This window comes from Croceitalea sp. MTPC6, assembly GCF_036985525.1.
Lineage (GTDB): Bacteria > Bacteroidota > Bacteroidia > Flavobacteriales > Flavobacteriaceae > Croceitalea.
Genome location: NZ_BTGR01000004.1, coordinates 220,120 through 234,988 on the forward strand (window position 1 = coordinate 220,120; position 14,869 = coordinate 234,988).

Consider the following 14,869-nt stretch of genomic DNA (forward strand, 5'->3'; position numbering starts at 1 on the left):
TATTCAACAAAAATACCTTTAAGAAACGGCTTCTAGGTTAAGATAGTATGAAAACTGAAAGATTCTAGCACTAAAAGCTAAACCCGAAAGAACCCGTTACGCCAAAAGCACGAGCATCAGGATTCTCTAAATAGTTTCCACGGAAGTTAAAATCTATCCTAAAAATCTTGAATATGTTGCCCACCCCAAATGAATATTCCCAATAAATTTGGTCATCAGGTGCTAAAAGTGGAGTATTTGTAGGAGCACTTAAGGCTATATTCTCATCTGAAATTTGTCCCCAAGCTCCCCTAAGACCAACTATCTCACGTAAATTTAGTTTTCTAAGAAAAGGAATACGTGAGAAAAGTCTTCCGTTAAAGTTGTGTTCCAAATGGACTGTAGCATAAGTATCCGTGACAAATTCATAAAAGTCCAAATTAGGGAACGTTTTATATAATGAGAATATGGTCTGGTTACCAGGTATGACACTTAAAAGTCCCAATGGAACCTCCCCAAAAGTCTTGCCTAATTCCACAGTACTGATCAAACGTCCAAAACCACCGATTTGCCAAGGTTGAGTGTATGAAAATTGAAGCCTCCCATAATCGAAATCGCTTTCTAAAAAACCACTGATACCCTTTGTATAATTCAATAAAAGGGTACTGTAATTATCATTGACGTCCGCACGTTCCACGCCATACCCTATGGTTCGTTTTCCAGGGGTGTATATTAAAGTCGTATTGATATCAAACTGTTTTATTTCTGATGAAATTCCCGTAGGAGAATTCAAATCAACATAGTCCAAACTAAAATCTTCCGGTAAAGCCGAACTTAAAGTTCTGAAAGAACTACCCACGACCACCCTAAAATTCTTAATGGGCTCTATTTCTGTATTAAAAACGGAGAGATTAATATTCGTTAACCGATTATTGTTCCCAACGGAAACCAAAGAAGATGAGGCAATACTTCTACCAAGTACGTCATTTGTGCTGGTTAAACTGAGTCCCAATTGCTCTACATCCCTTCGATGCCCTCCTGAAACAATGAGCCTACTTTTTCTATCCAATAAAAACTTCCCAGAAGCTCCATGCTTAAACTTTTTGTCATCAAAACCATAAGCCGTATATGCTTCTATACGCCATGGGTCATTCTGTCCAAAATAAGTTCTAGCACCACCTCTAACTCGAATGCCTTCCGCATCGTTTATACCAAATGTGCTGTATAAATCTCCAATGTCAATATTCCATTTATCAATCTCTATATATCCAGAACCCAGTACACTTACTATGTCATAATAGGTGTTGAATTTAGGTACCGTTTTTAGGGTGTCCAATAGTTGAAAGATTCCTGCTTCATCTTCATTGAGTTTTTCTAGTCTAGCATTTTTCCAAAAAGTGGAGTCCTGCGCAAATACCCTTGGGTCATATGGGTCAGATTCTGATTTGTAAAAAGCTTCTCCCTTTTCTCGGTCAAAAATATAATTATCAAAAACTGTAGTACGCTTACCATAGACTCCTCTTGACTTCTCCTTTTTAGAAAAAGCAAAATCACTTAACATGTAATCGCGTTTCAACAAAAAGACTGAATCATTGACCACATCAAAATCCTGCTCAATGTAAATCTCTTTCACCCAATTGATATTAGCACTTTTAGTTACCTCTAGGTTTATCTTCTTAACTGCAAAAGTGGTATCGTTTACCCAAAAATCTCCTTTAAAGGTCAATTCATTTTTTCTGCGCGGATAATAAATGATATTGTAGCACCATTTATTATCAATAAAGGTGCTATCTGAAAGCACATAGTTATAAGTGTCAACCCCAGTTTTAGATAGTGGGCTGGTAAAACTTTTATCAAAAAACTTCAAATAATTATCATATACATCGTAATCCGCATACAAATCTTCCACAAAAGCTGTTATCGCCTGATTGCCACCAAAACCAGAGTTTTTATTACCTAGAACATCTTCTTTTCTAAGCTCTAATCGATTGTCACCATAAACTTTAGAAAAAACTTCATTTAAGAACATAGGCAAATAAGTTTTACCTGTAACTCTAGAGGTATCCAAATCGTCAAAAATAAACTCCAAGCCTTTAAAAAGCTTACTTTTTATTAATGCACTGTCAATGGTGTTAAGATCAAATTCTACCTTTTCATACTTATCGTACTGATAGGTTTTAAACTTATTCACACCGTTCTCCCGTTTTTTTGCCCAAATCTTTTTTAGAATATCAATTGCAGGATTATTTTTCTTGGATTGTTTACCAGTGTAGATTACTACTTCATTCAACTGTTCGGCAGATTCTTTTAAAACTATCTCTAAATTATAGTTGACTTTAGAAAAAAGCTGAATTTCTTGGGTTTCATAACCTATGAATGAAACAACTATTGTTTTGTAGGCTTCTTCAGATTCAAAATAAAATCTACCATTATCATTAGTAATAGTACCTTCTGAAGACCCTTTAAAAATAATATTGGCGAATGCAACGGGATTATCATACTCATCAAGCACAATACCACCAGCTTTGGTCTGGGCATTCAAAAAGGAAATGAAGAAAAAGAAAAATAGGAATTTTTTCATGTTCTGATAGGTATAACAATAATGAGCAGATACTATCTAGTTCATAATTGTTCTGGTCATTTTGGTTTTAAAGTAACTTCTTATCAAAAACTATTCCTTAAAAAAGCCTCGTCAACTTAAGTCGACGAGGCTAATATAACTTACAAAAGGTGCTTATCTATTTATATAACACTTTCTTAACAGCCTTTATGACATCTCCACTGTTTGGTAACCATTCTGCTAAAAGTACTGGTGAATAAGGTGCCGGAGTATCAGCAGTATTAATTTTCACTACGGGAGCATCTAAATAATCAAAAGCTTTGTCTTGAACGTGATAGATAATTTCTGTTGAAACGTTACCAAAAGGCCATGCTTCTTCTAAAATCACCAATCTATTTGTTTTCTTGACTGAATTTATAATCGTATTGATGTCCATAGGGCGTACCGTGCGTAAATCGATTATTTCACAATTTACCCCTTCTTTCTCCAATTCATCAGCAGCTTTATACGCCTCTTTTATAATTTTACCAAAAGATACTATAGTTACATCCGTACCTTCCCTTTTGATGTCTGCAACACCAATAGGAATGGTATAATCTCCCTCTGGAACTTCTCCTTTATCTCCATACATCTGTTCTGACTCCATGAAAATTACTGGGTCATCATCTCGAATTGAAGCCTTTAAAAGCCCCTTTGCATCAGCTGGGTTAGATGGCACTACTACTTTTAGACCCGGGCAGTTGGCATACCAACTTTCAAAAGCTTGGGAATGTGTTGCAGCAAGTTGTCCTGCAGAAGCCGTGGGACCTCTAAAAACAATAGGGCATGCAAATTGCCCTCCGGACATCTGTCTTATTTTTGCTGCGTTATTAATGATTTGGTCAATTCCCACCAGTGCAAAGTTGAAGGTCATAAACTCTATTATAGGTCTATTGCCCAACATTGCAGAACCAACTCCGATACCGGCAAAGCCAAGTTCTGAAATTGGAGTATCTATAACACGCTCAGCACCAAATTCATCCAACATCCCTTTTGATGCTTTATATGCTCCGTTATATTCCGCAACCTCTTCACCCATCAAATAAATGCTATCATCGCTGCGCATCTCTTCTGACATGGCCTCACAAATTGCCTCTCTAAATTGTAGTGTTTTCATATATTCTTTAAAGGAGTCTTATACGTTGTAAAAATGCAAGCAAAAATAGCAAAATATATAGGAATAGTTACGTTGCAGATTCCAAAAAAAGCAATATAATTTATTATGCATGCATAGTAATTTTAAGATTTTATAGCTATCTTAGCGCCGTAAAATTTTAGATAAACCTATGAAAATCTTAGTTTGCATAAGCAATGTACCGGACACTACTTCCAAAATTAATTTTACGGAAGGTGACACCAAATTTGACACCAACGGTGTACAATTCGTTATAAATCCAAATGACGAATTTGGCCTTACCCGCGCCATGTGGTTTAAAGAAAAACAGAGTGCTACCGTTCACGTTGCTACTGTTGGAGGTGCCCAAACAGAACCTACCATAAGAAAGGCACTAGCCATTGGTGCTGATGAAGCGATTAGAGTAAATGCAGAGCCAAAAGATGGTTTTTTTGTTGCTAGACAACTTGCTGAAGTTGTGAAAAATGGAAGCTACGATTTGGTCATTGCCGGAAGGGAATCCATTGATTATAATGGAGGTATGGTTCCAGGTATTCTCGCAACTTTACTAGATATGAATTTTGTCAATACTTGTATAGAACTAGAAGTTGAAGGTAATGAGGCAACTGCGGTTCGTGAAATAGATGGCGGGAAGGAAAAAATTAAAACTTCGCTTCCTTTGGTGATTGGTGGACAAAAAGGGCTAGTTGAAGAAAGCGACCTACGTATTCCCAATATGAGAGGGATTATGATGGCTCGAAAAAAAGCATTGAACGTGGTGGAACCTGTTGATGCACCTAATCCTACAGAAGACAAAAAATTTGAAAAACCAGCTGCCAAAGGCCCTGTAAAATTAGTTGATGCAGGTAATGTGGGTGAATTGGTAAATCTTTTACATAACGAAGCTAAAGTAATTTAAGATATGTCAGTATTAGTATATACAGAATCAGATAAAGGTAAGTTCAAAAAGAATGCTTTAGAAGTGGCTTCCTATGCAAGTGAAGTGGCAAAACAGATGGGAACCAATGTAACTGCACTAGCAATAAATGTAGAGGATAGTGCTTCCCTTGGTGCATATGGAGTTACCAAAGTATTGAATGTTTCAGACAGTAAATTGGATACCTTTAATGCTAAAGCTTATGCCAATTGTATAGCGCAAGCGGTTGAAGCGGAAGGAGCCAAGGTTGTTATTGTAAGTTCCAGTGCGGACAGCAGGTTTTTGAGTGGAATCCTTACTGCAAAATTAAATGCTGGTTACGTTCCCAACGTTGTCGGCGCTCCTGAAAGTACATCACCATTTGTAGTAAAGCGAACCGCTTTTAGCAATAAAGGTTTTGCCCATACAGAAATTGATGCAGAAGTAAAAATTATTGGTGTTTCCAATAACGCATTCGGAATTGTGGAAAACACTACTACTGCTACTATGGAAGATTTTTCACCGACTGTAAATGATGGTGATTTTGGGGCTAAATCTGTAGAGGTAGATAGAGTTGTTGGTAAAGCAACAATCGCAGACGCAGATATTGTGGTTTCTGCTGGTAGAGGCTTAAAAGGTCCAGAGAATTGGGGGATGGTAGAGGAACTTGCTGATATTCTTGGAGCAGCAACTGCCTGCTCAAAGCCGGTTTCAGATTTAGGATGGAGACCACACGGTGAGCATGTTGGACAAACAGGAAAACCTGTTGCTAGTAACCTATATATTGCGATTGGAATCTCTGGTGCCATTCAACATTTGGCTGGAGTAAGTTCGTCCAAAACCAAGGTTGTCATAAATAACGACCCAGAAGCACCTTTCTTTAAGGCTGCGGATTATGGCATTGTTGGCGATGCGTTTGAGGTAGTGCCAGAACTCATCGAAAAATTAAAAGAATTTAAAGCGCAGAACGCTTAATTTTTTGTTAATTTGCCCTATTCAAGGGGCTGTTCAAATAGGTGGAACCCCATTTATTTGAACAGCCTTTTTTTGGTTTCTACAAGGATATCTATGAGTTTAGTTCGATTAAAGATTAAGGGGATTTCATATAGCCAAACACAAAATGGTGCCTATGCCCTAATTTTAAATGAAGTTGAGGGAGATAGAAAACTACCTATAGTAATCGGTGCTTTTGAGGCCCAGTCCATTGCGATTGCATTGGAAAAAGAAATTAAACCTCCAAGACCACTGACTCATGACCTTTTCAAAAATTTTTCTGACCGTTTTGATATTGTGGTGAAACAAGTCATCATTCATAAACTGGTAGATGGTGTTTTCTATTCAAGTATCATATGTGAAAGAGAAAAAGTAGAAGAAATCATAGATGCCAGAACAAGTGATGCTATTGCTTTGGCGTTACGTTTTGACGCGCCTATTTTTACGTATAAAACCATTCTGGATAAAGCGGGTATTTTCTTAAAGTTCTCCTCTAAGGACAAGGAAGAGGAAAATGACGATAGTATCGTTGTTGACGAAATTTTACAAGAAGGCGAAACGGTAGAAATAGAATCTGATGCAGCCGGCGGATATCGTGAAATGACTGTAGAAGAACTTCATAAAGAATTGGATAAGGCAGTAGCAAATGAAGACTACGAAAAAGCTGCCAAACTTCGGGATGAAATATCCAAACGTAACTAACCAAACTATTTTATGAAATCACTTGGAATTTGGATTCTCATCTTGTTTTGCATTACCACGTTCCAAACCTCAGCACAAGAAATTGCCGTATTAGACAGTTTAGAAACTGCTATAGAAACTGTTACTGTTCAAGAAAGCACCGCCCAAGTTATTCCTAATCAAGGGTTTTCAATCACCAGTCTTTGGAGAGGTATTCTAGGAATGGGTGTTTTAATACTGATTTCATATCTATTTAGTTCAAATAGAAAAGCAATTAAATGGAAAACAGTTGGTATTGGATTAGGGATACAACTATTGATAGCAATTGGTGTACTTAAAGTCCCTTTGGTTCAAAAAATTTTTGAAGGTATAGGCAGAGTTTTTGTAAGTATTTTAGATTATACAAGAGCTGGAAGTCAGTTTTTATTTGAAGGGCTTGTAGTGGATATGGATACTTTTGGCTTCATTTTCGCTTTTCAGGTATTGCCCACTATCATATTCTTTTCAGCATTAACTTCAGTGCTATTTTATTTGGGTATTATTCAAAAAGTGGTTCGAGCTTTAGCTTGGTTACTTTCTAAATCATTGGGCATATCAGGTGCGGAAAGCCTTTCTGTTGCAGGAAATATATTTCTTGGCCAAACGGAAGCTCCCTTATTGATAAAGGCATATTTGGAAAAAATGACCAAATCTGAAATCTTATTGGTCATGATTGGTGGGATGGCCACTGTTGCTGGGGCCGTACTTGCTGCTTATATAGGGTTTCTTGGAGGTGATGACCCAGAATTACGATTGGTTTTTGCCAAGCACCTATTGGCCGCTTCTGTAATGGCCGCTCCAGGTGCCATAACCATATCCAAAATCCTTTATCCACAAACTGAAGCAGTAAATACAGATGTACATGTTTCTTCTGAAAGAATTGGCGCAAATTTTTTGGATGCAATTGCCAATGGAACCACCGAAGGCTTAAAATTAGCCCTTAATGTAGGAGCCATGCTTTTGGTATTTGTGGCCTTTATAGCTATGATCAATGGAATTTTAGGTTGGTTTGGCGACATGACTTCATTTAACGGTTGGATAGCTGCTAACTCACCGTATGAAGCTTTCTCCTTAGAAGCCATTTTGGGGACTGTTTTCGCCCCTCTAATGTGGCTCATTGGGGTTTCCAATGAAGACACTATGCTGATGGGGCAATTATTGGGAATTAAATTAGCTGCAAGCGAATTCGTTGGTTACATACAGTTAGCCGAATTAAAAAACTTGGCCAATGAAACCCGATTCACCTATAATAAATCTGTAATAATGGCCACTTACATGCTATGCGGATTTGCAAACTTCGCATCCATAGGAATCCAAATTGGGGGTATTGGTTCTTTAGCGCCTGGCCAGAGAAAAACCTTGTCAGAATTTGGAATGAAAGCTGTATTGGGAGGGTCTTTAGCCTCACTACTTTCTGCCACTATTGCTGGGATGATTTTGGGGTAAATAAAGGGTGAAGGATAAAAGGCAAAAGGTATGAGTAATTTTAGAGATTTAGAGATTTGGAGATTTGGAAAGACTCACGAGTTCTAGTTAAAGAAATTTATATCCTTACCAAAAACCTTCCTGAAACTGAAAAGTACGGTTTGGTTTCTCAAATTAATCGGGCCGTGATTTCTATCCCTGCAAATATTGCAGAAGGTTGTTCTAAATATTCTCAAAAAGACTTTGTACGTTTTCTTCAAATAAGTTTAGGCTCAAGTTATGAGCTTGAAACCCATATCATTCTTTGTCAAGATTTAGAATTTATAAATCAAAATGTAGCTTCACCAATCATTGGAAATATTCAAAGTCTTCAAAAACGGATTTCATCGTTAATAAAATATAATAAATCCTAACTCACATTCCCCCTCCTTTTACCTTTCACCTTTTACCTTTGTGAATTATGAAACAATACCACGATTTACTAAAACATGTTTTGGAGCACGGAAACCAGAAAGGAGACCGCACTGGTACTGGCACTAAAAGTGTATTTGGATATCAAATGCGATTTGATCTTTCTGAAGGTTTTCCAATGGTAACCACAAAAAAGTTACACCTAAAATCCATTGTTCATGAACTGTTATGGTTTTTAAAGGGTGATACCAATATTAACTATCTTCAAGAAAATGGGGTTCGTATTTGGAACGAATGGGCAGATGAGAATGGAGACTTGGGACCTGTTTACGGTCATCAATGGCGTAATTGGAACAGTGAGGAAATAGACCAAATAAAGGAGGTTATTCACTCTATAAAACATAATCCAAACAGTAGACGAATGTTGGTCTCTGCATGGAACCCAAGTGTTTTACCAGATACTTCTGTTTCTTTCTCCGAAAATGTAGCCAATGGCAAAGCTGCATTACCGCCTTGCCATGCATTTTTTCAGTTTTATGTTGCAGATGGCAAACTAAGTTGCCAATTATACCAACGTAGTGCAGACATCTTTTTAGGCGTACCCTTTAATATTGCTTCATATGCTTTGTTTACCATGATGATGGCACAAGTTTGCGGTTATGAGGCGGGTGATTTTATCCACACCTTTGGTGATGCACATATCTATGACAACCATATGGAGCAAGTGGAATTACAGCTCTCTAGAGAACCAAGACCTTTACCTAAAATGATATTAAACCCAGAAGTAAAAAGTCTTTTTGATTTTACTTTTGATGATTTCACACTTGTAGACTATAACCCACATCCACATATTAAAGGGGTTGTAGCGGTATAGTTCAATCCAAAGATTTTATGAGAAATAAATTAATAGTAATAGCTACTATTTTCCTATCCATTCATTCCCACGCTCAAATTTCCTTTGAAAAAGGTTATTATATTGATGATAAAGGTGAGAAAATTGAAGGATTTTTAAAGAATATGGATTGGACAAACAATCCTTCCAAAATAGATTTTAAGAAAACTAGGAATGGTAATTCTAAAGGGCTTTCTATAGAAAATATTAAAGAGTTTGTAATATACAATAGCTCCAAATTCATAAAAAGCAAGGTCAAAATAGATCAGTCGAGTCAAAGCCTAAATACTATTGGCACAAATAGTCAACCAATATTTGAAGAAAAAGTAGTTTTTTTAAAAGTATTAATTGAAGGTAAAGCGAGCTTATTTTTTCACAGAGATAATTCTAGAGCATTATTTTTCTTTTCTGCACCGGATAAAAAAATAGAACAATTAATATTTAAAAAATATTTTATTAAGAAAAGTAAGCTACGAGAAAACAATACATTTAGAAAACAATTACTAGAGACGTTGGTGTGTAAAGACTTTAACTTTACACAAATGCTCAACGTAAACTATACTAAAAAAGATCTTACTAAAATTTTCAAAGATTATAATACATGCAATGGTGCTAGTTATACAAGTTTAGAAAGTAATAAAAATAATTTTTTCAACCTGTCTTTAAGACCAAGAATAAATAGCTCAACATCTTCAACTCCGAATCCAGTTTTTTCATCTAGGAATTTAGATTTTGACAACAAGTTGGGCTTTGGTTTTGGAATAGAAGCCGAATTACTATTGCCTTTTAAGAAAAATAAATGGACATTGTTTACAGAATTTGCATATCAAAATTATAAGAACGAAAAACTGCTGAAAACAACAATGTTTCAGGAGGCCAAGTCATCTCATCCATAAACTATTCCTCCATAGAAGTACCATTAGGAATAAGGCACTATTCATTTTTAAACGATAATAATGCTATGTTCATAAACGTAGCATACACATTTGATTTCACCAATAACAGTCTAGTTGAATTTAAAAGGGCAGATAGCTCAACTCTTGATTCTGCAGAATTTATAACCCTTGGAAGTTATTCTGCAGGTTTGGGTTTCAAATTTCAAAATAAATATAGTGTAGAGTTTAGATATATTACGCTCACAAAACGTTCAATCCAATATTCTAATTCTAATTTTAATAGCCTTTCCATAATATTTGGCTATACTATCTTTTAGTTTAAGTATTTCATAATTATAAAAGCCCAAACTTTCGCTTGGGCTTTCGTCACAAAATAAACAAAACACACTTAATTTTCTTTTTCAATGTTCATGCCTTGTGACCGTTAAGAAATTGGACAAGTCAAAATCACCTTCTAAATCATTAGCATTTTTACCTGCTTCCAACCCTTGCAATCCGTCTTCATAAGTCAAGTGCCATATATAGCAAATCCCTACTCCAGCATCATCAAAATTAACACCTTCAACCGCCGCTATAGTAGGTGGTAATCCCAAAATGTTACCTGAGTCATCAGTAATTACATAAGTTTGATTACTGCCTGTTAGTTCGCTATCATCTAAATAGATACCGCTGACCATATCTGGAATCCCATCAATCATAAAATCAAATGGTCCGCCTGATAATGTTCCTGCATTTAATGCAGCTCTTCTATTGACCACAATAAAATTGGAAAGATCAAACTGTCCAGATAGTCCATCCAAATTATTACCAGCTTCTAATCTTTCTAGTCCTGTTGAATATGTAAGATGATAGATATAACAAGAACCCACACCTGCTCCATCAAAGTCTACTCCTTTAACTGCATCCAGTGTTGGCGGAATTCCTAGGATATTTTTTGAATCATCCGTAATTACATAGGTCTGCTTATCGCCATTCAATTCTGAATCATCTAAATAGATACCGCTGACCATATCCGGAGTTCCATCAACTATAAAATTATAAGGCCCTCCTTTTAATTTACCTGCATTTAAAGCATTACGGTTAACTACCACAAAATTTGAAAGATTAAACTCTCCAGCTAAGCCATTCAAATTATTACCAGCTTCCAAACCTGTTAAATCAGTTGAATAGGTTAGATGATATATATAGCAAGAACCTACACCTGCACCGTCAAAATCCACTCCTTCAACAGCTTCCAATGTTGGTGGAATACCTAAAATATTCTTGGAATCATCTGTAATTACATACGTTTGTTTGCCGCCGTTTAAATCTGTAGCGTCCAATGAGATTCCACTAACCATATCTGGAATACCATCAACTACAAATTCATACGGTCCACCATTTAATGTACCAGCATTTAATGTATTTCGGTTGACCACAACAAAATTGGAAAGTCCAAAATTACCTTCAAGTCCATCTAAATTGTTTCCAGCTTCCAAGCCTTCAATCTCAGCAGAATAGGTTAAATGATAAATGTAACATGAGCCTACACTAGCCCCATCAAAATCTATCCCTTTTACAGCTTCCAATGTTGGCGGAATACCCAGTATGTTCTTGGAATCATCTGTGATTACATAAGTTTGCTTATCACCATTCAATTCCGAATCATCCAAAGAAATTTCACTGACCATGTCTGGAATTCCATCCACAACAAATTCATAAGGGCCACCTGATAAAACTCCTGCATTTAGCGCACTTCTATTGACCATTATGAAATTAGAAAGATTAAAATTCCCCGTTATATCTTCTAAATTATTTCCTCCTTCCAGTCCGGTTAACTCTCCAGAATAGGTCAAGTGGTAGATATAGCAAGAACCAACTCCTGCACCATCAAAATCCACTCCCTCCACAGCCTCTAAAGTTGGGGGTAGCCCTAAAACATTCTTGGAGTCATCGGTAATCACATAAGTTTGGACATCGCCATTTAATTCTGAGTCATCCAGTATTATTCCACTTACCATATCAGGAACGCCATCAACAGCAAACTCAAACGGACCACCAGATAAAACCCCAGCATTCAAAGAATTACGGTTAACTGTGATAAAATTGGAAAGATCAAAATCTCCTGCCAAATCATCTAAATTTTCTCCCGCTGCTAATCCAGTCAATCCTTCTTCATAGGTTAAATGGTAAATGTAACAAGAACCAGCACCAGCTTCATCAAAGTTAACTCCCTCAACTGCCATTAAGGTCGGAGGTAATCCTAAAATGTTTTTAGAATCATCCGTAATCACATAGTTTTGGATACTCCCTGTTAGATTGGTATCATCCAAGGTAATGTCACTTACCATATCTGGCTCACCATCTACAGTAAATGTAAAGGGACCTCCAGATAAGGTTCCCGCATCTAAAGTTACCGCTCCATTGTTTTCATCATTAGCCTCACATCCAATAAGCATTATGCCCAAAGAAAGTACACCGATAATTGTTTTTAAGTTGTTCATCATTTCTAGTGTTTAAAATTTTATTCAAAGAAACTCTGAACCTATAACAGAAGTATCACGTAAAATTCAACTTTTATTATCCTCTCATTTTTAACGCTTTACATATTTTTTAGCAGTTTAGTGCAAGAAATGTGTTAGTAGACCGACTCTAATAATCGGGATTTATAGTTTTTAATTTGAAACTGTGAACTTTCCGTGAGATTTTACCCTTTAATTCGTTGTGCATGAAAAATGTATTGATTATTGAAGATGATTCTGAAATCATTCATTTGTTAGAAATACACTTGAAAGATTTGGGATGCCTTGTTACTGCTGCAACACGTGGAGATGATGGTTTGCGAAAAGCTATCGAAGAAGTTCCTGACTTAATAATTCTTGATGTGATGCTTCCCGAAATGGATGGTATTGAGGTTTGCCAAAAGATTAGGGCAAATGACGTTAAATCTCCAATAATGATGCTCACTGCACGATCGGAAGAAATTGATAAGGTATTGGGCTTGGAAGTTGGTGCAGACGATTACCTGACCAAACCTTTTAGTGTTCGGGAATTTATAGCACGCGTAAAAGCAATTTTTAGAAGACAGAAAATGTCAACCAAAAAAGAGGTAGGTGCATCTGGTGAGAAAATGATGCATTTTGGTGATTTATCCATTGATGTGGAACTGCGAAAAGTGATTATTGATGGAATTAAGATCGAGCTTTCTCCTAAGGAGTTCGAGCTACTGGTTTTCCTATCTTCTAACCCCGGAAAAAGTTATGACCGCACCAAACTGCTCAATCTAATATGGGGGTACGACTTTAAAGGATACGAGCATACAGTAAATTCCCATATTAACAGATTACGTTCCAAAATAGAACCAGATATGGCCAACCCTAAATTTATTCTCACCACTTGGGGAGTAGGCTATAAATTCAATGAAGAATTATGAGCGATAACATACTTTCTAACAAGCTGGTAAAAAAATTAACCTTCTCTTTCTTAGCGATTCTATTGCTGGCAGGTCTAGGGTATACTATTGCCACCATTTATCTATCCAATCAATATTTTTACGAAACCACACAGCGGTTACATGCCAATCTAGCACAAGACCTAATTGATGAAAAATTTGTGGATGCTAGCCCAATAGACAGTACTGGCGGAATAAATAAAGCCCTCTTTGGAGATATCATGCATGATATGATGGCAGTAAACAGGGCCATTGAAGTATATTTATTGGATATGGATGGCCATGTTCAATATTCCGTAGTATTGGATCATGATGCACCAAAGACCAATCAGAAAAAAATCTCTTTGGCACCAATCAAAGAGTTTATAAAAAATAAAGGTCAAAACTATATTTTGGGTGATGATCCAAAAAATAGTGAAGCCCAAAAAGTATTTTCCGCTGCCAAGTTTAACAAAGGTGGGAAAGAAGGATATGTTTATATTATTTTGGCTGGTGAAGATTATCTCACTACAAGAGATAATTTGTTTAAAAGTTATGTGCTTAAACTAGGCCTGGAAACTTCTATATTAACTTTGTTTTTTGCTGCAATTTTGGGAGTTCTTTCTGTTTGGTATCTCACTAAAAATCTACGAGAATTGGTTTTTGCTGCAAAACGTTTTCAGCAGGGCGACTTGGAATATCGAATAAAAGATGCAGAAAAAAGTGATTTGGCCGGTGTTACTACAACGTATAATGATATGGCCGAAACCATTCTACAAGATATGGACAAAATCAAATCGGTTGAAAAGCTAAGAAGAGAATTAATAGCAAATATTTCACATGATCTGCGTACACCATTGGCTGTAATACAAGGGTATATTGAAACGCTTCAAATGAAGGATTCTGAATTGTCCAAAGTGCAACGAATTGAGTATTTAAAAACTATTAATTCCAGTGGTGAACGGCTTTCTAAATTAATTGCACAACTGTTCGAATATTCAAAATTAGAAGCCAATCAGATTGAACCTCAAAAAGAACCCTTTTTAATAAGTGAGCTCGCTAACGATATTCATAGAAATTACAATGTTTTAGCAGAGCAAAAAAGCATAAAGTTAAAATTGGAAATGGGCAAAGGAACCCCTCTTGTATTCGCCGATATTTCTTTGGTGGAAAGAGCTATTCAAAATTTAATGGATAACGCCCTAAAATTTACCCCAGAGAATGGTCATATTATTATGCAAATAACTCCTAATGATGACGATGTAGAAATTACAATCAAAGACTCTGGACCTGGAATAAAACAGGAGAATCAAGCCTTAATTTTTGAACGCTATCGACAAACAAAAACTGGTCAACAAAAAGAAGGTGCTGGGCTAGGCTTGGCAATTGTTAAGAAAATCATGGAGTTGCACAATGCAAGTATAAAGGTATTAAGTAAGCCAAATGAAGGTACTTCTTTTAGTTTTAGTTTACCTATTTATCAAATGGCATAAAAAATTTGTTTTATGATGTTTC

13 protein-coding genes are annotated in these 14,869 nt (G+C 36.3%); 10 read left to right on the forward strand and 3 right to left on the reverse strand.

Going from position 1 to position 14,869, the window contains the following annotated elements:
* Nucleotides 1-70 precede the first annotated feature (70 nt).
* The gene (locus AACP56_RS10000; RefSeq protein ID WP_339337312.1) at nt 71-2,560 is read right to left on the reverse strand and encodes a DUF5686 and carboxypeptidase-like regulatory domain-containing protein; all 2,490 of its coding nucleotides are present in this window, start codon (nt 2,558-2,560) and stop codon (nt 71-73) included.
* Between the two features lie 157 nt (nt 2,561-2,717).
* Complete coding sequence (locus AACP56_RS10005; protein ID WP_339337311.1) at nt 2,718-3,695, reverse strand: pyruvate dehydrogenase complex E1 component subunit beta; 978 nt, start codon at nt 3,693-3,695, stop codon at nt 2,718-2,720.
* 169 nt (nt 3,696-3,864) lie between these two features.
* Between AACP56_RS10005 and AACP56_RS10010 the strand changes: the two genes are divergently transcribed.
* The 8 genes from AACP56_RS10010 to AACP56_RS10045 all read left to right on the forward strand — a co-directional run bounded on the left by AACP56_RS10010 (nt 3,865) and on the right by AACP56_RS10045 (nt 10,262).
* Complete coding sequence (locus AACP56_RS10010) at nt 3,865-4,611, forward strand: electron transfer flavoprotein subunit beta/FixA family protein (protein ID WP_339337310.1); 747 nt, start codon at nt 3,865-3,867, stop codon at nt 4,609-4,611.
* A 3-nt stretch (nt 4,612-4,614) separates the two neighbouring features.
* Nucleotides 4,615-5,583 carry an electron transfer flavoprotein subunit alpha/FixB family protein gene (locus tag AACP56_RS10015; RefSeq protein WP_339337309.1) on the forward strand — a complete coding sequence of 323 codons (969 nt, stop codon included), beginning with the start codon at nt 4,615-4,617 and terminating at the stop codon, nt 5,581-5,583.
* 93 nt (nt 5,584-5,676) lie between these two features.
* Entirely contained in the window at nt 5,677-6,303 is a 627-nt protein-coding gene (locus tag AACP56_RS10020) for a bifunctional nuclease family protein (RefSeq protein WP_339337308.1), read from the forward strand.
* A 12-nt stretch (nt 6,304-6,315) separates the two neighbouring features.
* Nucleotides 6,316-7,767, forward strand: coding sequence for a NupC/NupG family nucleoside CNT transporter (locus tag AACP56_RS10025; RefSeq protein WP_339337307.1), 1,452 nt, complete (start codon nt 6,316-6,318; stop codon nt 7,765-7,767).
* 56 nt (nt 7,768-7,823) lie between these two features.
* Nucleotides 7,824-8,159: a four helix bundle protein gene (locus tag AACP56_RS10030; RefSeq protein WP_339337306.1), complete on the forward strand. Its 336-nt coding sequence runs from the start codon at nt 7,824-7,826 to the stop codon at nt 8,157-8,159.
* 47 nt (nt 8,160-8,206) lie between these two features.
* Nucleotides 8,207-9,031: a thymidylate synthase gene (locus AACP56_RS10035; protein ID WP_339337305.1), complete on the forward strand. Its 825-nt coding sequence runs from the start codon at nt 8,207-8,209 to the stop codon at nt 9,029-9,031.
* A gap of 17 nt (nt 9,032-9,048) precedes the next feature.
* Nucleotides 9,049-9,945 (forward strand): hypothetical protein, encoded by an 897-nt coding sequence (locus AACP56_RS10040; protein WP_339337304.1) that lies wholly within the window; start codon nt 9,049-9,051, stop codon nt 9,943-9,945.
* Nucleotides 9,946-10,010: 65 nt separating this feature from the next.
* Complete coding sequence (locus AACP56_RS10045) at nt 10,011-10,262, forward strand: hypothetical protein (protein ID WP_339337303.1); 252 nt, start codon at nt 10,011-10,013, stop codon at nt 10,260-10,262.
* Between the two features lie 84 nt (nt 10,263-10,346).
* On the opposite strand, the gene AACP56_RS10050 is transcribed toward AACP56_RS10045, so the two are convergent.
* Nucleotides 10,347-12,428: a hypothetical protein gene (locus AACP56_RS10050; protein WP_339339923.1), complete on the reverse strand. Its 2,082-nt coding sequence runs from the start codon at nt 12,426-12,428 to the stop codon at nt 10,347-10,349.
* 224 nt (nt 12,429-12,652) lie between these two features.
* Here AACP56_RS10050 and AACP56_RS10055 point away from each other — a divergent pair, with 224 nt between their 5' ends.
* Both AACP56_RS10055 and AACP56_RS10060 read left to right on the forward strand, forming a co-directional pair.
* The gene (locus AACP56_RS10055; RefSeq protein ID WP_339337301.1) at nt 12,653-13,357 is read left to right on the forward strand and encodes a response regulator transcription factor; all 705 of its coding nucleotides are present in this window, start codon (nt 12,653-12,655) and stop codon (nt 13,355-13,357) included.
* A complete protein-coding gene (locus AACP56_RS10060) occupies nt 13,354-14,847 on the forward strand; it encodes a sensor histidine kinase (protein WP_339337300.1) in 1,494 nt (497 codons plus the stop codon). Before AACP56_RS10055 ends, AACP56_RS10060 begins: the two co-directional genes overlap by 4 nt.
* Nucleotides 14,848-14,869 lie beyond the last annotated feature (22 nt).